Here is a 23139-nt window from a genome sequence, read left to right on the forward strand (position 1 = left end):
GGCCGTCAAGGGTTCGCAGCAGCGCAGCACAACAACCGCAACGCCGGAGAAGCCGGCTACCCCACTGGAGAGACTCGCGCCTCCGGCTACGGGCGGGTGGCGGGGGTGGCGAGCTTGCCCGCCGCGAGCACCTCGCGCAGCGCGCTCGGCGCGAGCGGGCGGGAGAACAGCCAGCCCTGGTAGGCGTCGACCCCGATGCCGCGCAGCACGTGGAACTGCTCGGCCGACTCGACCCCTTCCGCCACCGTCGTGCGCCCCATCGCGCGCGCCATGTCGACGACGGCACGGGCGACGGCGAAGTCGGCGGGGTCGTCCGCGATGCCCGTGACGAACGCGCGGTCCACCTTGACCGTCTGGGCCGGCAGCTCCTTCAACCGGGCGAGCGAGGAGTAGCCGGTGCCGAAGTCGTCGACGGCGAACCGGACGCCCCGCCCCACCAGCTCCGCCATCGCCGAGAGCGCGTTCTGCGGGAGCACGACGAGGCTCGTCTCGACCAGCTCGAGCACGAGCCGGTCCCACGGCAGCCCGGTGTCGGCGACGATGCCGCTGACGGCCGCGAGGAAGTCGGGGTCGCCGGGCAGGAGCCCCGCGAGGTTGACCGCAACGGCGGGGATCCGGCCGGCCCCGTCCCCGTCGGCCCCGGCCCCGTCGGCCCTGGCGACGGACCATCCGGCTGCCTCCTGCGCCGCCGCCCGCAGCACCCACATGTCGAGCTCACGCAGCAGCCCGCTGCGCTGCGCGACCGGCAGGAACTCCGCCGGCGAGATCAGCCCGCGCTCCGGGTGCGGCCAGCGCACCAGCGCCTCCGCGGAGAGCACGGTGCCGTCGGGCCCGACGACCGGCTGGTAGTCCAGCACGAGCCCGCCGCTCGCGATCGCGTCGCGCAGCTCGGCCTCCAGCTCCAGCGCCATCGTCGCGGAGTTCACGATCCCGTCGGTGGCCATGCCGATCCCGCCGCGGCTCTGCCGGCGCTTGGCGTCGTGCATCGCGACCTCGGCGAACCGCAGCAGGTCGGCGGCCCGCACCTCGCCTGTCGGCACCGGTGTCGCCAGCCCGACCGACGCCGTCACCTGCACCGGCCGCCCGTGCACCGTGATGGTCGTGCGCAGCAGCTCCGCGACGGTCCGCGCGAGCTGGTCGGGGCCGCCGACCTCGGCGTGGTCGGCGCAGATCACGACGAACTCGTCACCGGAGAGACGGGCCGCGGTGCAGCCGACCGGCAGGTCGCGCTGCAGCCGGGCCGCGAGCGCGACCAGCAGGTCGTCGCCGGCGTCGTGCCCGAGCGAGGAGTTGACGCGCTGGAAGTCGTCGAGGTCGCCGCACACGACGGCGACGCGGTCGCGGCCAGGCCCGGCCAGCAGCCGGTCGACCTGCTCGACGGTCGCGGCGCGATTGGGCAGCCGGGTCAGCTCGTCGACCGTGCCCGCGTTGCGCAGCAGCTCGGCCGCCCGGTTTCGCTCCGACACATCCGTGCACGCGACCAGCCAGTACCAGGTGCCGGCCTCGGCCGCCGTCGTCGAGACGTCGAGATCGCACCACACCTGCGAGCCGTCGACGCGGGTCAGCGACGTGGCCCCGACCTTGTACCCGTACTTCGCGCCGGGCGGCACCGGCCGCAGCCACTCGGGGAGCGCGGGCTCACCGGGCAGCTGATCGGTGACCGCGACCGCGTCGGGGGCGGCGATGACGCTCGCCGCCAGCCCGCGCAACGCCTCCAGCGTGGTGCCGAGCATCGCGCACATCGCCGGGTTGGCGTCGACGAGGCGCCCGGCCGCGTCGAAGACCATCACGCCGCCGGGCACGAGCGTCATCAGGTCGACGAACCGGCGCCCGGCCTGGCGCAGCCGGCCCTCGGCGTGCCGGTGCGCGGTGAGGTCGCGGACCACGCCGACCAGCCGCACCGGCGTGCCGTCGGGCGCGGTCTCCACCTCGGCGCGGCAGCTCAGCAGCTTGTCACCGGGCAGCCGCAGCTCGGCGAGGTGCTCGGCGTTCTTCCGGCCCTCGCGCAGCTCCGCGCACAGGATCGTGACCTGCTTGCCCTCGATGGGACCTTCCCCTTCCAGCTCGGGGTTGAACCCCACCGAGCGGTACAGCTCGTCGAGCGTCTCGCTGCGCTGCAGCGCGCCGGTCGACAGCTCGTAGCTCCACGTCCCCACCCTGGCCAGCCGCTCGAGCTCGGCGGTCCACGTGCGGTCGACGACGTCGTTGCGCTCGGGCACCGTGGCGTCCAGCTCGATCAGGGCCGCGGCCGTGAGGTCCTCGCCGGGCACCTCCCACCGCACGACGCGCACACGCGTGTTCGTCCCGTCGGCGCGCACCATCCGGGCGCCGGTGTCGGGCCCGACGGCCAGCTGGGCCAGCCGCATCCCGACCAGGTCGACGTTCGGGCCGACGATCGCGATCAGCGCGTCGTTGGCCCGAACGATCCGCCCCGTGCGGTCGTACAGCACGGCCGGGGCGTTCGGGAGCGTGACGGTGCCGGCCCGCACGGCGGCCGCGATGCCGTGCCGGTGGGAACCGCTCGGCGATTCGCCGAGCAGGCCGTCACCGAACACGGCGTCGCGCAGCGCCTTCGGCACCGGTGAGGGGCGCGGTGTGGGCCGCGGCTCCCCACCCGGACCGAATTGCGGATCGGTCGGCAGATCGGCGACGGCCCTCGCGATCCGGTCCGCGAACCTGGCCGCCTCCGGGTGCACCCCGGTGCCCGATTCGGCCTGCCGGGAGCGGCGCAGATCGGCTCGCTGAACCGCCTCGGGAAGCACACACGTGGCGATGTTGGGCTCCGTCACCGGTTCCCCGATCGAGCCCTCGCCGACACGGTGACCGAGCTCTCTCAAGACTTCTCCCGGGGTGGTGCGGAGGCGTGCGTCACAGGGCCCAACGACGCCACCCGCCACACGATCCGGGGTAGTCCCTCGATCGGCCTACGCCGCCCCGAGTGAGTGAACGCCCTGGTCAGCACGCTGTGTGACGACGCAAGGGGCTCGATCGGGAAAGGGGCTGGCCCGGCATCGAATGGAGGTCACTCCGAGTCAGGACCGCCCTTTTGCCGCCTTTTCCACCGCTGCCGACACGGCGGGCGCGACACGCGGGTCGAACGGGCTCGGGACGATCCGGTCAGCGGCGAGATCGTCGCTCGCGACCGCGAAAATGGCATCGGCCGCGGCAAGCTTCATCTCCTCCGTGATCCGGCGCGCGCCCGCGTCCAGGGCTCCGCGAAAAACACCGGGGAACGCCAGCACGTTGTTGATCTGGTTCGGGAAGTCGCTTCGGCCGGTCGCGACGATGGACGCGTATCGCGCGGCGACGTCGGGGTGCACCTCGGGGTCGGGGTTCGACAGCGCGAAGACCATCGCGTCGGGGCGCATGCCGGCCAGCAGCTCCTCCGGCAGCAGGGCGCAGGACAGCCCGACGAACACGTCGGCGCCCGCGAGCGCGACGTCGGGGCCACCGAGCAGCCCGCGCGGGTTCGTCACCTCGGCCAGCAGCGCCTTCTCCCCCGTCACACCGCTGCGACCGGCCACGATGATGCCGCGCGAATCGAGCACGACGACGTCCGTCGCGCCCGCGGCGAGCAGGATCCGGGCGCACGCGACGCCGGCCGCGCCCGCGCCGGAGATCACGATCCGCAGGTCGGCGAGGCCCCGGCCCTGCACCGCGCACGCCCCGCGCAGGGCGGCCAGCAGCACGATCGCCGTGCCGTGCTGGTCGTCGTGCATGACCGGGCAGTCGAGCGCCTCGATGAGCCGGCGCTCCAGCTCGAAGCACCGCGGGGCCGAGACGTCCTCCAGGTTGACCGCGCCGAAGCTGGGCCGCAGCCGCACGAGCGTCTCGACGATCTCGTCGATGTCGGTGGTATCCAGGACGATCGGGATCGAGTCGAGCCCACCGAACGTCTTGAACAGCGCCGATTTGCCCTCCATGACCGGCAGCGCGGCCCGCGGACCGATGTTGCCGAGGCCGAGCACGGCGGTGCCGTCGCTGACGACGGCGACCAGGCGCTCCGCCCACGTGTAGGTGGCGGCGAGGGACCGGTCGGCGGCGATGGCGCGGCTGACCTCCGCGACGCCCGGCGTGTAGGCGATGGCCAGGTCGCGCGCGTCGGCGAGCGACGCCGTCAGGCCGGTGGCGAGCTTGCCGCCGTGGTGCGCAGCGAACACCTCGTCCAGCGTGGGGCTGGATTCCAGGGTCTCTTCAGGGACGATCGTCATCGATCACACTTCCTCGTTTGCGGTGCTCGGGAACGCGCCGTGCACCGGAGGCCGTGGTGTCGCCCTTCGTTCGGTGCCGGACTGCCACCACTCGGTCCGCGCCGCGGATGTGCGGGCGGGTCGCCGTGGACTCGGCTGTCGGGTACGTGAGCGATCCTAACCCGTGGGACGGCGGATGCGTCCGGGATGCGGCCAGAGTCGCAGTTTCACCACGGCCTCTGTTGCAGCGGGCCCGAGCGTTCTGGAGTCGGTCGAGCCGTGCGGGTTGTCCCCTTCGACCCACCAGCCCTCGCCGTCCGGCCGGACCGCGCGCTTCACCGAGAGTTGCTCGGGACGCTGCGGCCAGCGGACGAGAACGACATCACCCGATCGGGGCGAGCTGCCGAAATGGACCAGCACCACGTCGCCGTCGGTGAGGGAAGGCGACATCGACGGCCCCCGCACACCCACCCGCCGCCAGCGCACACCCCGCTCCTCTCGCCTGCCACCCGGAACCTCCGGGGGTAGGGTCGACCACGCCAGAACGATCACCCACCAGGGAGGAACCATGCGGATTCTGTCCCGCATTCTCCGCCCGCGGCTGGAGGCCACCGCACACTGCGACCTCCCCTGCGGCGTGTACGACCCGGCTCAGGCGCGCATCGAGGCCGAGTCGGTCAAGGCGATCCAGGAGAAGTACCAGTCCAACGACGACCCGACCTTCCGCGCCCGCGCGGTCGAGATCAAGGAGCAGCGCTCCGACCTGGTCAAGCACCACCTCTGGGTGCTGTGGACCGACTACTTCAAGCCTCCGCACTTCGAGAAGTACCCCGACCTGCACGCGCTGTTCAACAAGGCCACCAAGGCGGCCGGCGCGAGCGGCACCAAGGGCTCGAACGACCCGGCGACCGGCCAGGAGCTGCTGGACCTGATCGCCCAGATCGACAAGATCTTCTGGGAGACCAAGCAGGCTGCCTGACCCAGGCCCTGACCCAGGCCCTGACAGCGGCGCCGACCAGCGGGAACAGCTCCCGCCGGCCGGCGCCGCTTTCTCGTTCGTCCGACGGCCCTCAGACCGGCTGCAGGTCGTGGATCGCGAAGTGCAGGTCGATCTCGTCGCCGGGCTGGAACCACAGTCCCTCCGCTGCCAGCACATCGGCCGCGACGATCCTCGACTGCGTGACGGCCTGCTGCTCGAAGTCGAAGTTCGGCCACACCAGCAGCGGGAAGGCGTGCTCTTCGCCGTAGCGGCGCACGTCGGCGATGTCACCGAGCACCGCCGGTGGGAGGGAGTCGTTGGCCCAGGACCACAGCCACGTCCGGTGGATGTGGTCCACGCTGCCGATCATCGTGATCCGGCCGCGGAGGAACTCCCGACCATCACGCGACCAGACCATGCTGGCGTCGTCCATCGACCAGGAGTACTGCACATCGCCGCTGAGCCCGTGGTCGGACACCATCGCTGCTTGTCGCGGCCCGACCCTGCTGCGAGCCGCGGCGACGGTCTCCTCCCAGAGGTCGTGGTCGTGCACAGCGCGCTCTTCCATGGCTCCCCCTCACGGCATGGTGATCAGAACGTACCGAAGCGGCGACATGGGGCGGGTCTGTGACAGGGCTTCGACCGCGCTCTCGCGCCTCGCCGCACATCGGGTACGCGCCACCCGGCGAACCCGTGGACCGGTCACCGCGCGAGGGGCCGCGGACGGTTGCCGCCGACCCGGTGCGACGCCCTACCCTCACCGAATGGTTTCCGTTCTGGTTGCGGATCTCCCGCCGGCGACCGCCGAGTTCATGGGTCGTCGAGCTCGCCGTTCGGGTGCGTCGTCGGTCGCCGAGCACGTGCGTCATGAGTTGATCACGTTGGCGAGGGAGCCCGACCCCGTCGACCGAGTTGTGCGGTTCGTGGAAGAGCACCACCCGCACCGCGAACCGGAGATCGACCCGGACGCGGTGGTGCTCGCCGACTCCTACCGGCTGCCCGCCGACGTGTGGGACGTCCTTTGCCGTCGCGCAGCGGCGTCGAACGTCGCGGTGAGCGAGTACGTGCACGGCGAACTCGCCCGGCTGGCCCGTCATCCCACCATCGAGGACTCCATGTGGGAGCTCGGCGAGATCCAGGCGGCGGATCCGAGCTTGGAGATCGACTTCGCGGAGGTCCACCAGGCGATGCGGTACGCGCGCGGACTGGACTGAACCCGGACTGAACCCGCCTGGGTCGGGACCGGTACGCGATGACGGATGCCCGGGCCAACTACTGGGACGAGCAGGCCGAGACGTTCGACCACCAGCCCGATCACGGGCTCCGCGACCCGGACGTCCGATCAGCGTGGGCCGAGCTGCTGCTCCCGCTCCTGCGGGCAGCGTCGCGGGTCGTCGACCTCGGCACGGGGACGGGCGGCCTGGCGGTCCTGCTGGCGCAGGCCGGGCACCACGTGATCGGTGCCGACATCGCGCCGCGCATGATCGGTGTCGCGCGCCGGAAGGCGGCCGCAGCGAACGTGCCGGTCGGATTCGTGGTCGGTGACGCCGCAGCCCCGCCGATCCGACCCGGCGCGGCCGATGCCGTCGTGGTCCGGCACCTGCTCTGGACGCTCGATCCCCCGGGCGCCGCGATCGGCCGGTGGCTCGATCTGCTGCGACCGGACGGGCGTCTCGTAATGGTGGAAGGCTTGTGGTCGACCGGCGCCGGCCTCGACGCCGCCACCACCGTCCGGCTCGTGCGCGAGCATCACGCGGAGACGACGCTCGTCCCGCTCACCGACCCCCGGCTGTGGGGCGGGCCGATCTCGGACGAGCGCTACCTCCTCGTCGCCCGACGGCGGTGAAGCATGCGGAGCTCGGGCCGGTTCCCGTCATCGCTCGTGCACGAGCCGGTCCAACGTCCGCCGGCCCATCTCGCTCAGCCGCGGGTTGGACTCGACGTAGTACCAGACCAGGCCGATGGCCTGCGCGAACGCCCAGGCCCGACCCCGCTCCCATTCGAGGTCGTCGCAGGCGAGCAACCGGCGCAGTTCCGCGCGCGGACCGCGGCCGAGCAGGTGCCACGCGGCGACCAGGTCGAGAGCGGGGTCCGCAGGGCCGTACCCGCCGGCGTCCAGCACCCCGACCAGCCGTCCGGCGTCGACCAGCACGTTGCCGGGGATGAGGTCGCCGTGCGACATCACGTCCGCCCCGTGCCGCGGCAGCTCCCGGAGCTCGCCCCACATCTCCGCCAGCGGCGCGACGTCGAGCACCGCTTCCGACTCGCGGAAACAAGTCTGCACCCACGGGTCGTGTTCCCGCAGGTCCCCGCCGCGGTTCGAGCCGGTGAACCGGCGGCCACGCGTGTCGGCTGCGCGCAGGGCCCGGATGAGCGCCGCGAGGTCGCGGGCGAACCCCGTCGACTCTCCCGGATCCTCGTCGGCCGCGAGAGCGCCCGGCACCCAGGTCTGGACGGACCACGGCAGCGGATAGCCGTGCCCCGGCTCGCCCAGACCGACGGGCACCGGTGACGCCACGGTGCTGACCTGCGCGAACTCGCGGTGGGCTGCGGCCTCCGCCACGAGCTGCGCCCGCTGCGCGTCGCGGAGGGGGAAGCGCGCGACCAGGTCGTCGCCGATCCGGTAGATCGCATTGACGGTCCCCTCGGCGGCGACGCGCCGCACCGGCAGGCCGGCCCACCGCGGGAACTGCTCGGCGATCAGCAGCTCGGCGACGTCGGGCGCGACACGCACCTCATCGCTGTGCATCATCGGGAGGCAGCATGTCATCCACGCGGGATGGCGGCCCGCTGTTTTCCGACGAAGAGGAGGGGCCCATGGCGAAGGGCTACTGGATCGCGCGCGTCGACGTCCACGACCCGGAGACCTACAAGGGCTACTCGGAAGCCGCCGGCCCGATCTTCGCCGAGTACGGCGGCCGCTTCCTCGTGCGCGGCGGCGAGTTCGACGCCGTCGAGGGCACGGCACGGGCCCGCAACGTCGTGCTGGAGTTCCCCAGCTACGAGGTGGCGCAGGAGTGCTACCGCTCGGATGCCTACCAGCGGGCCAGGGCGATCCGCGGGCCCGTCGCCGAGGCCGACATCCTCCTGATCGACGGCTACGACGGCCCGCAGCCCGGATCTTGACGACGACCTCGATCGTCGACGCCGTTGACGCCGTCTACGCAGCATTCGCGCAGGTCCCGCGGCCGGCACGGTTCGAGGTGTCGCCGCTGCGCGACCCGACGCGCTACCTCCCGCTGCTTCAAGCGCCGCTGCGCGAGCTCACCGACGACGAGCTGGGGCCGTACGCGTTCAGCGCAGTGAGCACCGTCGGCACCGCGGACGACTTCCGCTACTTCGTGCCGCGCGTCCTGGAGCTGGTGGTGACCGGCGCGTGCCGGTACACCGATGTCGAGGTTGTGCTCGGCAAGCTCCGCTACGCCGGACTGCCGGAGTGGCCCGGCCAGCAACGCGCGGCTGTCGGCACGCTGCTGGAGCGGTTCTGGGACGCCGTGCTCAGCACGTACCCGGCCACGTACCCCGTCGACGCGGTGCTGTGCGGAATCGCCGCCGCCGTCGACGACATCACCCCCTTCCTCGAACGGTGGGCGGGCGACGCCACCGAGAGCGCCCAGCTGCACCTCATCGAGTTCGAGGAGGAGAACGCCGACCGTCTCGTCAACGCCTACTGGGCGAACCGACCCGACGCGAAAGCGATCGTCGCGTCGTGGTTGGCCATCACGGGTGGTCGGGCCGGCCGGTGAGGTGGTGGTCGGCCGCCTCGACCGACTCGGCGAGCAACCGGCGGACGTGCCCGCCGCGCGCCCGGTAGAGCGCGCGCCTGCCGTCCCGCCGGGTGCTGACGAGGCCGGTCATGCGCAGCTTCGCCAAATGTTGCGACACGGCGGGACGGGCGGCGCCGACCGCCGTCGCGAGCTCACCGACGTCCAGCTCGGCGCCGCAGAGCAGCCACAGCAGCCGGATCCGCGTGGGGTCGGCGAGCATCCGGAACGACTCGGCAGCGGCGTCGACGTGATCGCCACCAGGCAGCCGTTGCCACATGTCTGCTGTTGCAGCATCGTCGCGTGCGTACATGAGCACGTATATTCGCGGTCATGGCGTCCACCCCGCAAGGGCACGGTCACGGGCACGGCCGCTTCCATGCGCTGCGCCCGCACAGCCACGACACGGTTGATCGCGTCGACGCCGAGCTGGCGGCGTCACGTTCCGGCATGCGTGCGCTGTGGGTGTCGCTCGCGGTGCTCGGCACCACCGCGGTCGCCCAGTTCGCGGTCGTGCTCGTCTCCGGTTCGGTCGCGCTGCTCTCCGACACCCTGCACAACGTCGCCGACGCGCTGACCGCCGTCCCCGTCGGCATCGCGTTCCTGCTGGCCCGCCGGCCGGCCACCACCCGGTTCACCTACGGGTACGGCCGCGCCGAGGACGTCGCGGGGATCGTGGTCGTCGCCGTTGTGCTCGCCTCGGCGGCGTTCGCGGTGTACGAGTCGGTCCGCCGGTTCGCGGAGCCCTCCGACGTGCAGGCGCTCTGGGCGGTCGGCGCCGCCGGGCTCGCCGGCGCGGTGGGCAACGAGATCGCGGCACAGGTCCGGATCAGGACGGGCCGGCGGATCGGGTCGGCCGCGCTCGTCGCCGACGGCCTGCACGCCCGCACCGACGCGCTCACCTCGCTCGCCGTGGTGCTCTCCGCGGGCGGGGCCGCGCTCGGGTGGCGGTGGGCCGACCCGGCCGTCGGGCTCGCGATCGCCGCCGCGATCCTCGTCGTCACGTGGAGCGCGGCGAAGCACGTGCTGGCCAGACTGATGGACGCGGTCGACCCCGAGCTCGTCGAGCAGGCGACCACCGCGCTGCGCGGCGTCGACGGGGTGGTCGGGGTCGACGAGGTGCGGCTGCGTTGGGTCGGGCACACGCTGCGCGCCGAGATCGAGCTGGCCGTGCCGCCGGGGGTCACGGTCGAGCAGGCGCACCGTACGGCGCACGCCGCCGAGCACGAGCTCACCCACGCGGTGCCGCGCCTGGTCGCGGCCACCGTGCACGCCCATCCCGCGACCCCGAAGGCTGCAACACTGCCTGCGTGACTTCAACACGGGTGTTCCTGTTGCGCCACGGCGAGACGGAATGGTCGCTGTCCGGGAAGCACACCGGCCGCACCGACGTCCCGCTCACCGAACGCGGCCGCGGCCTGGCCGCCGCGGCGGGCGAGCTGGGCCGGCTGCTGCGCGGCGACGCCCTGCCCGCGCTGGTGCTGACCAGCCCGCGCAGCCGGGCCCGCGACACGGCGGCACTCGCCGGGCTGCACGCCGACGGGATCGACGAGCGGCTCTCCGAATGGGACTACGGCGAGTACGAGGGACTCACAACCCCGCAGATCCGCGAGACCGTCCCCGACTGGACGGTGTGGACGCACCCGTCCCCCGGCGGGGAGACCGCCGAGCAGGTCGGGCAGCGGGCCGACACCGTGCTCGCCGACGCGCGTGCCGCGCTGCCCCGCGGCGACGTCGTGCTGGTCGGGCACGGCCACTTCAGCCGCGTCCTCATCGCACGCTGGATCGGCCTCCCGGCGACGGAGGGCGTCCGGTTCTCGATGGAGGCGCCGTCGTGGGCAGTGCTCGGCGACGAGCGCGGCGTGGCCCGCCTCGACCACGTCAACCTGCGCGCACTCGCGCCCTAGGAGCGCCCTGAACCACTGGGACCTACTGCGCAGCGCCCAGGCGGCGCCCTCGCGGCGTTGCGCGAACACGTCGATACAAACAGCGGTATCGCCGCATCCGCGCGCCTTGCGAGGACACCACCTGAACGCCGCTCGCTACGGCCCCAGTGGTTCAGGACCCTCCTGAGGCAATTTGCGAGTATCGCCGTATGAGCACTCCCACCGTGACCATCCGCGATGCCCGACCCGACGACGTCGCCGCTGTGGTGCGGCTCGTGTACGCGCTGGCCGAGTACGAGCGCGAGCCCGAGTCGTGCCTGATCACCGAGGAGCAGCTGCACGCGGCGGTGTTCGGTGAGTCGCCCGCGGTGTTCTGCCACGTCGCCGAGGTCGACGGCGCGGTGGTCGGCTGCTCGGTGTGGTTCCTGAACTTCTCCACGTGGCGCGGTGTACACGGCATCTACCTGGAGGACCTCTTCGTCCTGCCGGAGCACCGCGGTGGCGGTCTCGGCAAGGCCCTGCTCACCAGGCTCGCCGCGATCTGCGTCGAGCGCGGGTACGGGCGGCTGGAGTGGTCGGTGCTCGACTGGAACGAACCGTCGATCGCCTTCTACCGCTCGCTGGGCGCGGTGTCGCAGGACGAGTGGACGACGTTCCGGCTCGACGGCGACGCCCTCACCACGCTGGGGTCGTGACGCCGACCCTCAGCGCTGGGGGTCTGCGCTGGGGGTCTGCGCTGGGTCAGCGCTGCGGCGCGTCGGGTAGGTCGAGCCCCATCGACCACTCCCGGGACCGCTCGCTGATCAAGAGCAGGAACGTGCCGGCGACGACGACGCCGGCGCAGATCCCGATCAGCAGCTGCTGCGACGGGCCGATCAGGGAGTACACCACCGGCAGCAGGAGCAGCTGGGTGACGATCGCGGGCGTCCTCGCCCAGCGCCGGCCGCTGAGCAGCCCGTACCCGACGCCGAGCAGCGCCAGCCCGATCACGGCGAAGTAGCCGGCCTCGCCGAGGACGAAGGCGAAGGGAAGGTCGGCCGCGGCTGCTCGCGCACCGAGCGCCATTGCGAACACGACGGCCGCGATGCCCTCCAGCGCGACGATCGCGCCGGCGATGCGGACCTGCGGCGGCGGCCCGGCAGGGTCCACCGGGTCCACGGGACCGGCGGGCCGGGGTTCGTCGGCTGGCATGACCCCGAGGATATGCGTCCCGGCAAAAGAAGCTTGGCATCCACTGCCGGGCGGGCTAACGTCCTCCTCAGGTTGTCAGACAATCTGAGGAGAACTGGTGGCTGTACGACCGGTCGAGCGACTCTCGCTCGTCGAGCAGACGACGGCGGAGCTGCAGCGGATGCTCGCCGACGGCGAGTGGCCGGTCGGCTCGCGGGTGCCCGGCGAGGTCGAGCTGGGCCGCCAGCTGGGCGTCGGACGGTCGACGGTGCGCGAGGCGATGCGAGCGCTCATCTCCTCCGGCCAGCTCGAAGCGCGCCAGGGCGCCGGCACGTTCGTCGCGTCGCGTACCGCCGTCTCCGAATGGGAGCGGCGGCTGCGCAGGGCCGCGATCGCCGACGTGTACGAGGTGCGCATCGCACTGGAAATGGAGGCGGCCCGGCTGGCCGCCGCTCGCCGCACCGACGCCGACCTCGCCGCGATGGACGCCGCGATGACGGCTCGTGGAGCCGCCGGCAGCACGGAGGAGTTCGTCGACGCCGACCTGCGGGTGCACCTCGCGGTCATCGCGGCAGCGCACAACCCGGTGCTCTCCGACGTCTTCGACTCGTTCGTCACACCGCTGCGCGCGGCACTGCTCGACCTCAGCCGCGACGTCGACCTCCGCACGGCGGACGAGCACACCGACACCACACACGCCCACCACGAGCTGGTCGACGCGATCCGCGCGGGAGACGCCGACGCCGCGGTGCTCGCCACCCGGCACAACGTCGAGGTCACGCTGGCCCAGTTGCGCAGGTCGGAAGGCCCAGAGGGGGACCGATGAGCATCGGAGAACGCACGATCGTCAGCCGCGGCCGGTTGGCGACGCTCAGCGTCAGCCACGTCGTCGACGACGTCTACCAGGGTGCGGTGCCCGCGCTCGTCGCGCTGCTCGTCGTCGAGCGGCAGTACACCTACGCCGCGGCGGCCGGGATCACGCTCGCCGCGACCGTCCTGTCGTCGGTCGTGCAGCCGGCGTTCGGATGGCTCACCGATCGCAGGGAGATGCGGTGGCTGGTCCCGGTGGGGCTCGGCGTCGCAGGTCTGGGGATCGGCGCGGCCGGGCTGAGCGACAGCTACCTGCTCACCTGGCTCGCGGTCGCGTTGTCCGGGCTGGGCGTCGCGGCCTACCACCCCGAGGCCGCGCGGGCCGCACGCATCGCGGGCGGCGGCACCGCGACGGGCATGAGCTGGTTCGCGCTCGGCGGCAACATCGGGTTCGCCGTCGGGCCCGCGGCGACGACCGCCGTGCTGCTCGCGACCGGGCTGGGCGGCACGCCGCTGCTCGCCATCCCCGCGGTGCTGACGGCGGCGGTGCTGCTGGTGCTCCAGCGCCGCCCGGTGCCCGCGGCGGCGGCGTCGACCAGCAAGCTCGACGAGGGACCCGACCGGTGGCGACCGTTCCTCTGGCTCACCGGCGCGGTTGTCGCCCGTTCGGTCCTGTTCTTCGGGCTGACCACGCTCGTCGCGCTGCACATGAGGGCGCGCTTCGGCGTCGACCCGGCCGTCGGCGCCGCCGCGCTGACGGTGCTGCTCGCCACCGGTGCGGCCGCCACGCTCGTCGGCGGGCGGATGGCCGACCGGATCGGCCGGGTGCCGACCCTGCGCATCGGCTACACGCTCGCCGTGCCGAGCATCGTGGGGCTGGTGTTCGCGCCGAACGTCGCATGGGCGTTCGTTGCGGTCGCTGCGCTCGGCGTCGCCACCTATCTGCCGTTCAGCGTGCAGACCACACTCGGCCACGACTACCTGCCGGGTCGAGTCGGAACAGCATCGGGGGTCACGCTCGGCCTAGCCGTTTCCGCAGGCGGGCTCGTTGCTCCGGGGCTCGGTCTGATCGCCGACCACCACGGTCTCGGAGTGGCGATTCTGACATTGCTGGTGCCCGCCGCAGCGGCGTTGCTGATCACGACGAGATTGCCCGAAACGCGTCCGCGCACGTCGTCCGGTACGTAGGTTTCGGGAATATGAGGCTCTTGGCGGCGGTTTCACACCGTGTTCGCCGTGCTACGGGTCGTCGTGCCAGACAGGCACTTCGTCGCAGACGAGCGGCGTCCATCACCCGCACGGGTGACGCCAGGCGTCCACTTACCGATGCGCGCGGACCGTCGAACCAATAAGGGCTCGCACCTGGCCAAACAGTGGCCCAAGGTAATCCCTGGCGAAAGCGAACGATCGCGAGGATGTTTCTCGCATGGTCCAACTGGGCACCGGGTAACCGTGGTCCGGCGGGCAGGTCAAGGAAGATCGCTCATCGCAGCTATGGCACGGGGCAGTAACTGATCGTGTCGGCAGTCGTTGCGTTGAGTGGGTGAGAACGCTCACCCGGGTGGACCTTGGCTCTTGAAGATCGAGCGCGCTCGTGAAATCCTTCACAAGCGCGGAAACACCGTGACAGACGATCGGCGCGACCCCGATCGCGCAAGTACGAGGAGCAGAGCACCATGGACTGGCGTCACCGCGCGATCTGCCGCGACGAGGACCCGGAGCTGTTCTTCCCCGTGGGGACGAGCGGCCCGGCCCTGCTGCAGATCGCAGAGGCCAAGACCGTCTGCAGGCGCTGCCCCGTGGTCTCCGAGTGCCTCACGTGGGCGCTCGAGAGCGGCCAGGACGCAGGCGTCTGGGGCGGCATGAGCGAGGACGAGCGGCGCGCCCTGAAGCGCCGCAATGCGCGTACGCGCGCACGTACCGCCTGAACGCACCTACAGAACAACCCCACTGCGGGCCCGAAACCGGACACCACCCGGTTCCGGGCCCGCAGTCGTTCCACCGGGGGCACGAGGACAGCTCCCGTGGGGGACCAAAGATCCGGCGTGCCTCACACCGTTGGACGGCGTTTCGGCATACGATCTGCGACCCCGGACCCGTGGCCACGAGAGAAGATTAACGCCCCGCCAATGGGAGCGTGATGACGGCCTCCGTTCCGCCGCCCTCGCGTGGGCGGATCTCGAGCGCCGAGTCCAGTTCCGAGTCGAGCAGCGTCTGCACGATCTGCAGGCCGAGGCCGTCGGACTTCTCGAGGTCGAAGCCTTCCGGGAGGCCGTGACCGTCGTCGGAGATGATCACGTCGAGGCCCTCGCCGGTCCGCGTGACCGCGACGACCACCTCGCCGGCGACACCGGGGTCGAAGGCGTGGGCCAGCGCGTTGTGCACCAGCTCGGTCAGCACCAGCACCAGCGGTGTCGCGAGCGCGGCCGGGAGCTCGCCGAAGCTGCCCTCCCTGCGCACCTTCGCCCGCGACTCGGCCGTGGCGCCGTCGCCGATCGCCGGGATCACCTTGTCGACGAGCTCGTCGAGGTCGACCCGTTCGGCGACGGAGACCGAGAGCGACTCGTGCACGAGCGCGATCGAGTTGACGCGCCGCACGCTCTCCGCGAGCGCCCGCCGGGCCTCCGGGATCGCCGTGCGGCGTGCCTGCAGGCGCAGCAGCGCCGCGACCGTCTGCAGGTTGTTCTTCACGCGGTGGTGGATCTCCCGGATCGTCGCGTCCTTCGAGAGCAACGCGAGATCGCGCCTGCGCAGATCGGTGACGTCACGGACCAGCACGAGCGCACCGGCGGCGTCACCCCGCGGGCGCAGCGGCAACGCGCGCACCAGCAGCACCGCGCCGCGGGCGCGGACCTCCATGCGCAGCGAGTGGCGCCCGTCCAGCGCCGAACCGATCCGGGCGGCGACCTCGGCAGCGTCGAACGGGTCGGTGACGAGGTCGCGCGTGGCCTTGGTGAGCGAATGCCCGACGAGGTCGCTCGCGTGTCCGAGCCGGTGATACGCGGAGAGCGCGTTCGGGCTCGCGTACGCGACCAGCCCGAGCGCGTCGAGCCGGATCAACCCGTCGCCGGCACGCGGGCTGGTGTCGGCGCCCACCACCGCCGCCTTCGCCGGGAACGTCCCGTCGGCGACCATCTGGCACAGGTCGGAGGCGCTGCCGAGGTAGGCGATCTCCAACGGGCTCGGCACCCTGGGCATGGCGAGGTTCGTGTCGCGGGACAGCACCGCGACCACCGAGCCCGCGACGCGCACCGGGATCGTCTCCGACCGCACCGGTACGTCGAGGTGCCAGCGCGGGTTCTCGTCGCGGCAGATGCGCCCCTCGACGACCGCCCGGCGCAGCTGCGGGATCTCGACGGCGGTGGCGCGGGCCGTCACCATGTCCTCGGAGTGCGCCGTCGGCGCCGTCGTGGGGCGCACCTGCGCGACGCAGAGGAACGCGCCCGGCCCCTCGGCCAGCGGGATCCACAGCAGGAAATCGGCGAACGACATGTCGGCGAGCAGCTGCCACTCGGCGACAACCCGCTTGAGGTGCTCCACCGCTTCCGCACCCAGCCGCGTGTGCTCGGCGAGCAGCTCGCTCAACGTGGACACGCTTCCCGCCTCCTGCCGGCCAGTGCTGTGCCCATCCAAGCACGTGGGAGAATTCGGCCATCATCGCCGACGTCGCGAGGGAGGGAACCATGTCCAAGCGCGCACGCAAGCGCCGCGACCGCAAGAAGAACGCCGCTAGCCACGGCAAGCGGCCCAACACCTGAGCCGCCACCCGGATCGGGCGGGACACCCCGCCCGACCGGTCAGGCCCTGCTCAAGCCGTGCTCAGGCTGTCTGGTCGCGCGTCTCGATCCGCGTCGAACGCACCTCGACGGTGGTCGTGGTGCCCTCAGGGCCCGACTCGACCGTCACCTCGGCCTGTTCCAGCACCGCAACTCTGATCTGCTGCCGCAGGCGGTCCTTCAAGGCCGGCGGCGCATGCTCCCCGCCGCACTTGCTCGCGAGCAGCTTCTTCAGCTTCTCGTCGATGCCGTACTCCGAGAGGCAGGGCCCGCACTCGTCCAGGTGCTGGGCGAGCAGCGCCCGGCGCTGCTCGTCGCACTCGTGGTCGAGGAACAGCCACACCTCGGCGAGTACCTCGGAGCAGTCCGTGTCGTGATGGTTGCCGCAGCTCACGACGAAACCTCCTGCTGCCCGCGGGCCTCGACCCCACGCAGGAAGCCGCGGTCGCGCGCGCTGTCGGTCAGCATGTCGCGCAGCTGACGACGCCCGCGGTGCAACCGCGACATCACGGTGCCGATCGGCGTGCCCATGATCTCGGCGATCTCCTTGTACGCGAAACCCTCGACGTCGGCGAGGTACACGGCCATCCGGAAGTCGTCGGGCAGCTGCTGCAGCGCCGCCTTCACGTCGTTGTCCGGCAGCCGGTCCAGCGCTTCCATCTCGGCCGAGGGCAGGCCGACCGAGGTGTGCTCACCGGCCTGGGCGATCTGCCAGTCGGTGATCTCCTCGGTGGGCGACTGCAGCGGCTGGCGCTGCCGCTTGCGGTAGCCGTTGATGTAGGTGTTCGTGAGGATCCGGTAGAGCCATGCCTTGAGGTTCGTGCCGGCCCGAAATGTCCGGAACGCCGAGTAGGCCTTCAGGAAGGTCTCCTGCACGAGGTCCTCGGCGTCGGCCGGGTTGCGCGTCATACGGAGCGCGGCACCGTAGAGCTGGTCCAGCAGCGGCATCGCGTCGCGCTCGAAACGAGCGGCGCGTTCCTCCGACGTCTCCGTCGGCTCCGGTTCCTGCCCGTCGACCTCGGCGTCCGACGCGGACCCGTCGACGACAGAACCATCGAGGACGCTGCCGTCCTGCGCAACGCGCTCGTCACTGCTTGCCGGCGTGCCGGCCGCCTGCTCGGTGCCTGGCACCGTGCTCCTCTCGCGCCGGGCCGCGGGTGTCGCGACCGCGGGAACAGCCACCTCGAGGGTGACCCCATGACGCGTCGAGAGTACGCGCCTCGATCCGGCGCGGCCCTTCGGACGTACTTCCATCACTGCTTGCGTCACGTGCGTGGTCAACGCGAACCCCGTCCGGGGGATTCCCTATCGTCTCGTGACGTGGCAGGTAAGGGAACTCCGGCGACCGCGCTGCTCGCGAGGTCGAAGGTGGCGCACACGCTGCACACCTACGAGCACGGCAGCGGTGCGGCGTACGGCCCGGAGGCCGCCGAGGTGCTCGGCCAGGACCCCGCGCGGGTGTTCAAGACACTCGTCGCGGAGGTCGACGGAACGCTGACGGTCGGCGTCGTGCCGGTCTCGTCGATGCTCGACCTGAAGGCGCTCGCGGCTGCCGTCGGAGGCAAGCGGGCGAAGATGGCGGAGATCTCCGACGCCGAACGGGCGACCGGTTACGTCGCGGGCGGGATCTCACCGCTCGGCCAGCGCAAGAGGCTGGCGACGGTCGTCGACGCATCGGCGCAGGAGTTCCCGACCATGTTCTGCAGCGCGGGCAGACGCGGGCTGGAGGTGGAGCTGGCGCCCGCCGACCTCGCGCGGCTGACCGGGGCGCGTTTCGCGCCGATCGCCGGGCACTGACTACTGGACGAGGCGCCCGAGCCACGTCTGCACCGCGGCGCGCAGGCCGGGCATGTCGGACTTGAGCGAGTGGTCGCCGCGCAGCAGCGCCACCTCGCGACCTGGAGCCGACTCCGGCACCCCGAACGGGTCGTTGCTGCCCTGCACGACCAGCACCGGGACCGTCGGCTGCGCCAGCTCGCCCAGCCGGTCCTTCTCCGGCCGGCCGGGAGGGTGCACGGGGAACGCGAGGCAGAGCACGCCCGCTGCGCCGCCGGCCGTAGCGGTGCGGCACGCGACCCGCGCGCCGGAGCTGCGGCCGCCGAACAGCAGCGGGAGGTCGCCGTCGACACTGTCGACGACGTGCTCGCGGACGTGCTCGACGACGGCGAGCCAGGCCACGTCCAGCTGGGTGGCGGGGGCGGGGGCCCGCCGGCCGGCCACCCGGTAGGGCTGCTCGACCAGCACGACGTGCACGCCTGCCGCCAGCGCGACGCCCGCGGCGCCGAGCAGGTCGGGCGCCTGCACGCCACCGCCCGCGCCGTGCCCGAGCAGCAGGACGGCCCGCGCGTCGCCGTCGGCGTCGCGGCGGGTGATCCGCGCCGGGCCGTGCGGGGTGTCGACCAGCTCGGCGCCGACGTGAGCGGCGGCCCCGGTCATTCCGCCAGCAGATCCAGCTGCAGCGGCTCGGCGACGTCGGCCGGGGCGAGCTCGGCGAGCAGCTCGGGGCCGTTGTTGCGGACGCTGTTGACCATCGGGCTGACCGGGCGCAGCTCCATCGCCGCGATGAGCTCGGCCGACGGTGGCGCGAGCAGCGCGGCGACGGCCTCGTCGGAGCCGGAGGCGTCCGGGTTGAGCCACGCGTCCCACGCCGAGCGCGGCAGCACGAGCGGCATGCGGTCGTGCACCTGCGCCAACGGCCCCACCGCCGACGTCGTCAGCACGGTCGCCGTCACGAGACCGTCCGGGCAGAGGTTGTCCGGGTCGTCCTTCGGCTTCCAGTACTCCCACAGACCGGCCATCGCGAGCGAACTGCCGTCGACGTAGTGCGTGTAGTACGGCTGCTTGTGGTTCTCGCCGCGCTGCCACTCGTACCAACCCGCGGCCGGGATGAGGCAGCGTCGGGCGTTGAGCGCTCTGCGGAACGCCGGCTTCTCCGCCGCCGACTCCGAACGCGCGTTGATCATCCGCGCGCCCACCTTCGGGTCCTTCGCCCACGAGGGCACGAGACCCCACTTCACGACGCGCAGGCTGCGCTCGGTGGTGTCGAGGTCGGGCGTGCCCTCCTCGTCGCGGGGATGGCGCTCCACCACCGTGACGATGTTCTTGGTGGGCGCGACGTTGTAATCGGCCTGGACGGCGCCGTCCGTCGCGTCGACGGCTTGGAACTCGTCGGCGAGGTCGGCGGGGGCCTTGATCGAGGCATAACGACCGCACATGCCACCCATCGTTCCATCCGGCGGTTCCACCCGCCCGTGTGGCCGCGCCGGCTGCCGTCGGTGGCCTAACCTCCGGCAATGGACGTGCACCTGCGCGACCTGCGCTATTTCGTCGCCGTCGCCGAGGAGCTGAGCTTCACGCGCGCAGCGGCGGAGCGGCTCTCGATCTCCCAGCCCGCGCTCAGCAAGCAGATCCGGCAGCTGGAGACGCGGCTGCGGACCGAGCTGTTCGACCGCAGCGACGGCACGGTGTCCCTGACCGCGGCCGGCGAGGCGCTGCTGCCGCACGCCCGCAAGATGCTCGCTGAATGGGCCGACGCGGCAGCGTCCGTCGGTGAGGCGGCAGCGGCGTCGCAGCAGACGGTGTGGATCGGGCTGCACACCCGCGCAGGACACGCGCTCGTGCACGCGGTCGCCGCCGACGTCGAAGCGCGCCTGCCCGGATGGCGGGCGGAGTTCCGCCAGGTGGGTGGCACCGACCCGGCGGCCGGTCTGGCCGACGGCGGCGTCGACGTCGCGATCGCGTGGCTGCCGGTGCCCGGCGGAGCGGGCCTGTCGGCCCGCGTGATCACCACCGAGGACCGGTGGGTGTCGCTCCCGGCCGGGCACCGCCTGGCCGGTCGCACCACCATCGTGTTCGCCGACCTGCACGACGAGCCGTTCATCGCGCTCCCGGCCGCAGCCGGTCCGATGCGCGAGTTCTGGCTGGCGCTCGACCAGCGCGGTTCGCCGCCGGTGGTCGCGGGCGAGGCCGCGACGGCCGAGGAGCTGTTCGACGCCGTCGCTGCCGGGATCGGGATCGCGTTGCTGTCGGAGGGCAACACCGACGTCTACCGCCGCGACGACGTCGTGCACCGCAGGGTGGTCGACCTGCCGCCGTGCGAGCTCGCGGCGCTGTGGCGAAGCGGTGACCGGCGCAGCGCGGTGCGGGTCGTCGTCGACGCGTGCGAGCGCGCCGCGGCCGGCAGGGCCCCGGACCAGCACGAGTGACCGCGCCGGCATGCGGGATCATGGTGGCGTGACCGACACCTGGCCAGCACCCCTCGCCGCAGCACCAGTCACCGGGCGGGTCGCTGTGCCCGGCTCCAAGTCCGTGACGAACCGGGCGCTGCTGCTCGCAGCGCTCTCCGGCGGACCGGCATCGGTTTCGGGTGCGCCTGCCACCCGCGACACCGCCCTGATGATCGGTGCGCTGCGCGCGCTCGGTGTCCCGATCGACGTCGACGGCGAGCACGTCACCGTCGCGGCGCACGACGGGCTGCGCGGCGGCGGGAGCGTCGACTGCGGCCTCGCCGGCACCGTCATGCGGTTCATCCCGCCGGCGGCAGCGCTTGCGGACGGCCCGGTCCACTTCGACGGCGACCCGCACGCGCGGACGCGCCCGATGGGCACGATCCTCGACGCCCTGCGCGCGCTCGGTGCCCGCATCGACGGCTCCGGGCTGCCGTTCACGCTCGAGGGCACCGGCGGAATCCCCGGTGGTGAGGTGGTCATCGACGCGTCCGCGTCGTCGCAGTTCGTCTCCGGGTTGCTCCTCTCGGGGGCGCGGTACGACAAGGGCATCACGGTGCACCACGACGGGAAACCGGTCCCGTCGCTGCCGCACATCGACATGAGCGTCGCCATGCTCCGCACCGCAGGCGTGGACGTCGACGACTCGAGCGCGAACACATGGCGCGTCGCGCCGGGTCCGGTCGCGGCGCACGAGTGGGTGGTGGAGCCCGATCTCTCCAACGCCGCCGTGTTCCTCGCTGCCGCCGCCGTGACCGCCGGCCGGGTGACCGTCGCGGGTTGGCCGGAGGGATCCACGCAGCCGGGAGCGGAGATCCTCGCCGTCCTCGCCGAGGCAGGTTGCACCATAACTCCGGGCACCGACGGAATGACGGTGGAAGGTCCCGGCACGCTGCTCGGGGTCGACGTCGACCTGCATGACGCCAGCGAGCTCACCCCGGCGGTGGCGGCGGTGGCGGCGCTGGCCTCCGGGCCCTCCCGCATCCGGGGAGTGGCCCACATCCGTGGCCACGAGACCGACCGCCTCGCCGCGCTCGCCACCGAGATCACAGCGCTGGGCGGCGATGTGACCGAGACCGACGACGGCCTGGAGATCCGCCCCGTCCCCCTCACAGGGCGCTCCGACCGGCCGTGGAAGGCCTACGCCGACCACCGGATGGCCACCGCCGGCGCGCTGATCGGCCTGGTCGTACCCGGTGTCGAGATCGACGACATCGGCAGCACCAGCAAGACGATCCCCGACTTCCCGGGGCGTTGGGCGGCGCTGCTTTCGTGAGGACGCTGCGTTCGTGAGGAGCAGGGAGTACGACGAGTCGGACGTCCGCGTCCGACCGGGACGCCGCGGATCACGTCCACGCAGCAAACGCCGCCCCGACCACGCCGACGCGGAAGAGGCGATGGTCACGGTCGTCGACCGAGGCCGGTGGACGTGCGCGCTCGACGCCGATCCCGACCGCCCACCCGTCACCGCGATGCGAGCCAGGGAGCTCGGTCGCACCCCGATCGTCGTCGGGGACAGGGTCGGGCTCGTCGGCGACCTGTCCGGTGCGGCCGACACGCTCGCGCGGATCGTCAGGGTCGAGGAACGCAGCACGGTGCTGCGCCGCACGGCCGACGACAGCGATCCCTTCGAGCGGGTGGTCGTCGCCAACGCCGAGCAGCTCGTCATCGTCACGGCGCTGGCCGACCCCGTCCCGCGCACCGGGTTCGTCGACCGGTGCCTCGTCGCCGCGTACGCGGGCGGCCTCACCCCGGTGCTGTGCCTGACGAAGGCCGACCTGGCCGAGCCGGAGCCGTTCGCGTCGGCGTACCGGGAGCTGGACTTCCCGGTTGTCGTGACCCGCCGCGACCAACCGCCCGAGGAACTCGCGCGGCTGCTCGACGGCAAGGTCTCCGCGTTCGTCGGTCACTCGGGTGTCGGCAAGTCGACGCTGGTCAACGTGCTCGTCCCGGAGGCCGAGCGGGCCGTAGGTGCGGTGTCGGCGGTCGGGAAGGGCCGCCACACGACCGTCGCGGCGATCGCCCTGCCGCTACCGACCGCGGACGACGGAAGCGCGGGATGGGTCGTCGACACCCCCGGGGTGCGATCCTTCGGCCTCGCGCACGTCACCCCCGACGACGTCCCCGCAGCGTTCGAGGACCTCGCAGCCGCGATCGAGGACTGCCCACGCGGGTGCGGGCACCTCGGCCCGCCCGCGGATCCGGAATGCGCGCTCGACGTCCGCGTCGAGCAAGGACTGCTCCGTCCAGGGCGGTTGGCGGCCTTGCGCCGGGTGCTGGTCGCGCTGAGATAGCGCTCCGCTACCGTTCCGCCTTGCTCGGTACGTGCGAAAGGGTG

Annotated in this window: 28 protein-coding genes; 16 read left to right on the top strand and 12 right to left on the bottom strand. The window is 72.4% G+C overall.

Annotated features, from left to right (window positions below; all coding sequences use genetic code 11):
* Positions 1-86: 86 nt before the first annotated feature.
* From LL648_RS24650 to LL648_RS24660, 3 genes are all read right to left on the bottom strand, one after another.
* Positions 87-2837, bottom strand: a complete 2751-nt coding sequence (locus LL648_RS24650; protein WP_232665073.1) for a putative bifunctional diguanylate cyclase/phosphodiesterase — start codon at positions 2835-2837, stop codon at positions 87-89.
* A 195-nt stretch (positions 2838-3032) separates the two neighbouring features.
* Positions 3033-4211: an NAD(P)-dependent malic enzyme gene (locus LL648_RS24655; protein ID WP_232665074.1), complete on the bottom strand. Its 1179-nt coding sequence runs from the start codon at positions 4209-4211 to the stop codon at positions 3033-3035.
* 156 nt (positions 4212-4367) lie between these two features.
* Entirely contained in the window at positions 4368-4742 is a 375-nt protein-coding gene (locus LL648_RS24660; RefSeq protein WP_374112101.1) for a S26 family signal peptidase, read from the bottom strand.
* Between the two features lie 16 nt (positions 4743-4758).
* Here LL648_RS24660 and sodN point away from each other — a divergent pair, with 16 nt between their 5' ends.
* Positions 4759-5169, top strand: a complete 411-nt coding sequence (sodN, locus tag LL648_RS24665; RefSeq protein WP_255686349.1) for a superoxide dismutase, Ni — start codon at positions 4759-4761, stop codon at positions 5167-5169.
* A 91-nt stretch (positions 5170-5260) separates the two neighbouring features.
* Here sodN and LL648_RS24670 read toward each other — a convergent pair whose 3' ends face one another.
* Entirely contained in the window at positions 5261-5737 is a 477-nt protein-coding gene (locus LL648_RS24670; RefSeq protein ID WP_232665076.1) for a DUF6882 domain-containing protein, read from the bottom strand.
* Between the two features lie 196 nt (positions 5738-5933).
* Here LL648_RS24670 and LL648_RS24675 point away from each other — a divergent pair, with 196 nt between their 5' ends.
* Positions 5934-6383 (top strand): hypothetical protein, encoded by a 450-nt coding sequence (locus tag LL648_RS24675; protein ID WP_232665077.1) that lies wholly within the window; start codon positions 5934-5936, stop codon positions 6381-6383.
* 38 nt (positions 6384-6421) lie between these two features.
* A complete protein-coding gene (locus LL648_RS24680; protein ID WP_232665078.1) occupies positions 6422-7015 on the top strand; it encodes a class I SAM-dependent methyltransferase in 594 nt (197 codons plus the stop codon).
* 27 nt (positions 7016-7042) lie between these two features.
* Here the strand turns inward: LL648_RS24680 and LL648_RS24685 are convergent, their stop codons facing one another.
* Positions 7043-7921 carry an aminoglycoside phosphotransferase family protein gene (locus LL648_RS24685; RefSeq protein ID WP_232665079.1) on the bottom strand — a complete coding sequence of 293 codons (879 nt, stop codon included), beginning with the start codon at positions 7919-7921 and terminating at the stop codon, positions 7043-7045.
* An 11-nt stretch (positions 7922-7932) separates the two neighbouring features.
* On the opposite strand from LL648_RS24685, the gene LL648_RS24690 reads away from it, so the two are divergent.
* On the top strand, positions 7933-8295 hold the full coding sequence (locus LL648_RS24690; RefSeq protein ID WP_232665080.1) for a DUF1330 domain-containing protein: 363 nt from the start codon (positions 7933-7935) through the stop codon (positions 8293-8295).
* Positions 8292-8915, top strand: a complete 624-nt coding sequence (locus LL648_RS24695; RefSeq protein WP_232665081.1) for a hypothetical protein — start codon at positions 8292-8294, stop codon at positions 8913-8915. Before LL648_RS24690 ends, LL648_RS24695 begins: the two co-directional genes overlap by 4 nt.
* Here the strand turns inward: LL648_RS24695 and LL648_RS24700 are convergent.
* Positions 8890-9246: an ArsR/SmtB family transcription factor gene (locus tag LL648_RS24700; RefSeq protein ID WP_232665082.1), complete on the bottom strand. Its 357-nt coding sequence runs from the start codon at positions 9244-9246 to the stop codon at positions 8890-8892. The two genes, LL648_RS24695 and LL648_RS24700, sit on opposite strands and share 26 nt — an antisense overlap.
* Positions 9247-9266: 20 nt before the next feature.
* Here LL648_RS24700 and LL648_RS24705 point away from each other — a divergent pair, with 20 nt between their 5' ends.
* From LL648_RS24705 to LL648_RS24715, 3 genes are all read left to right on the top strand, one after another.
* Positions 9267-10247, top strand: coding sequence for a cation diffusion facilitator family transporter (locus LL648_RS24705; protein ID WP_232665083.1), 981 nt, complete (start codon positions 9267-9269; stop codon positions 10245-10247).
* The gene (locus LL648_RS24710; protein WP_232665084.1) at positions 10244-10840 is read left to right on the top strand and encodes an acid phosphatase; all 597 of its coding nucleotides are present in this window, start codon (positions 10244-10246) and stop codon (positions 10838-10840) included. The genes LL648_RS24705 and LL648_RS24710 overlap by 4 nt, the downstream gene beginning before the upstream one ends.
* 188 nt (positions 10841-11028) lie before the next feature.
* On the top strand, positions 11029-11514 hold the full coding sequence (locus LL648_RS24715) for a GNAT family N-acetyltransferase (RefSeq protein ID WP_232665085.1): 486 nt from the start codon (positions 11029-11031) through the stop codon (positions 11512-11514).
* 46 nt (positions 11515-11560) lie between these two features.
* On the opposite strand, the gene LL648_RS24720 is transcribed toward LL648_RS24715, so the two are convergent.
* Complete coding sequence (locus LL648_RS24720) at positions 11561-12010, bottom strand: hypothetical protein (RefSeq protein ID WP_232665086.1); 450 nt, start codon at positions 12008-12010, stop codon at positions 11561-11563.
* Positions 12011-12107: 97 nt separating this feature from the next.
* On the opposite strand from LL648_RS24720, the gene LL648_RS24725 reads away from it, so the two are divergent.
* From LL648_RS24725 to LL648_RS24735, 3 genes are all read left to right on the top strand, one after another.
* A complete protein-coding gene (locus LL648_RS24725; RefSeq protein ID WP_232665087.1) occupies positions 12108-12815 on the top strand; it encodes a FadR/GntR family transcriptional regulator in 708 nt (235 codons plus the stop codon).
* The gene (locus tag LL648_RS24730; RefSeq protein ID WP_232665088.1) at positions 12812-13987 is read left to right on the top strand and encodes an MFS transporter; all 1176 of its coding nucleotides are present in this window, start codon (positions 12812-12814) and stop codon (positions 13985-13987) included. The genes LL648_RS24725 and LL648_RS24730 overlap by 4 nt, the downstream gene beginning before the upstream one ends.
* A 488-nt stretch (positions 13988-14475) precedes the next feature.
* Positions 14476-14727, top strand: coding sequence for a WhiB family transcriptional regulator (locus LL648_RS24735; RefSeq protein WP_232665089.1), 252 nt, complete (start codon positions 14476-14478; stop codon positions 14725-14727).
* Positions 14728-14914: 187 nt separating this feature from the next.
* Here LL648_RS24735 and LL648_RS24740 read toward each other — a convergent pair whose 3' ends face one another.
* Positions 14915-16393, bottom strand: a complete 1479-nt coding sequence (locus LL648_RS24740; protein WP_232665090.1) for a sensor histidine kinase — start codon at positions 16391-16393, stop codon at positions 14915-14917.
* 89 nt (positions 16394-16482) lie between these two features.
* Here LL648_RS24740 and LL648_RS45810 point away from each other — a divergent pair, with 89 nt between their 5' ends.
* Entirely contained in the window at positions 16483-16557 is a 75-nt protein-coding gene (locus LL648_RS45810; protein ID WP_374112102.1) for a 50S ribosomal protein bL37, read from the top strand.
* A 61-nt stretch (positions 16558-16618) separates the two neighbouring features.
* Here LL648_RS45810 and rsrA read toward each other — a convergent pair whose 3' ends face one another.
* Both rsrA and LL648_RS24750 read right to left on the bottom strand, forming a co-directional pair.
* A complete protein-coding gene (rsrA, locus tag LL648_RS24745; protein ID WP_232665091.1) occupies positions 16619-16969 on the bottom strand; it encodes a mycothiol system anti-sigma-R factor in 351 nt (116 codons plus the stop codon).
* Positions 16966-17706, bottom strand: a complete 741-nt coding sequence (locus tag LL648_RS24750; RefSeq protein ID WP_232665092.1) for a sigma-70 family RNA polymerase sigma factor — start codon at positions 17704-17706, stop codon at positions 16966-16968. Before LL648_RS24750 ends, rsrA begins: the two co-directional genes overlap by 4 nt.
* Positions 17707-17895: 189 nt before the next feature.
* Between LL648_RS24750 and ybaK the strand changes: the two genes are divergently transcribed.
* Positions 17896-18372 (top strand): Cys-tRNA(Pro) deacylase, encoded by a 477-nt coding sequence (gene ybaK / locus LL648_RS24755; RefSeq protein ID WP_232665093.1) that lies wholly within the window; start codon positions 17896-17898, stop codon positions 18370-18372.
* On the opposite strand, the gene LL648_RS24760 is transcribed toward ybaK, so the two are convergent.
* Entirely contained in the window at positions 18373-19011 is a 639-nt protein-coding gene (locus LL648_RS24760) for an alpha/beta hydrolase family protein (RefSeq protein ID WP_232665094.1), read from the bottom strand. It lies immediately after the preceding gene.
* Entirely contained in the window at positions 19008-19790 is a 783-nt protein-coding gene (locus LL648_RS24765) for an SOS response-associated peptidase (protein ID WP_232665095.1), read from the bottom strand. Before LL648_RS24765 ends, LL648_RS24760 begins: the two co-directional genes overlap by 4 nt.
* A gap of 78 nt (positions 19791-19868) precedes the next feature.
* On the opposite strand from LL648_RS24765, the gene LL648_RS24770 reads away from it, so the two are divergent.
* The 3 genes from LL648_RS24770 to rsgA are packed head-to-tail and all read left to right on the top strand — an operon-like array spanning position 19869 to position 23095.
* A complete protein-coding gene (locus LL648_RS24770) occupies positions 19869-20780 on the top strand; it encodes a LysR family transcriptional regulator (RefSeq protein WP_232665096.1) in 912 nt (303 codons plus the stop codon).
* 28 nt (positions 20781-20808) lie between these two features.
* Positions 20809-22077, top strand: coding sequence for a 3-phosphoshikimate 1-carboxyvinyltransferase (gene aroA, locus LL648_RS24775; RefSeq protein ID WP_232665097.1), 1269 nt, complete (start codon positions 20809-20811; stop codon positions 22075-22077).
* A 13-nt stretch (positions 22078-22090) separates the two neighbouring features.
* Positions 22091-23095 carry a ribosome small subunit-dependent GTPase A gene (rsgA, locus tag LL648_RS24780; protein ID WP_232665098.1) on the top strand — a complete coding sequence of 335 codons (1005 nt, stop codon included), beginning with the start codon at positions 22091-22093 and terminating at the stop codon, positions 23093-23095.
* The last annotated feature ends 44 nt before the right edge of the window (positions 23096-23139 follow it).

The organism is Pseudonocardia sp. TRM90224, assembly GCF_021245725.1.
Lineage (GTDB): Bacteria > Actinomycetota > Actinomycetes > Mycobacteriales > Pseudonocardiaceae > Pseudonocardia.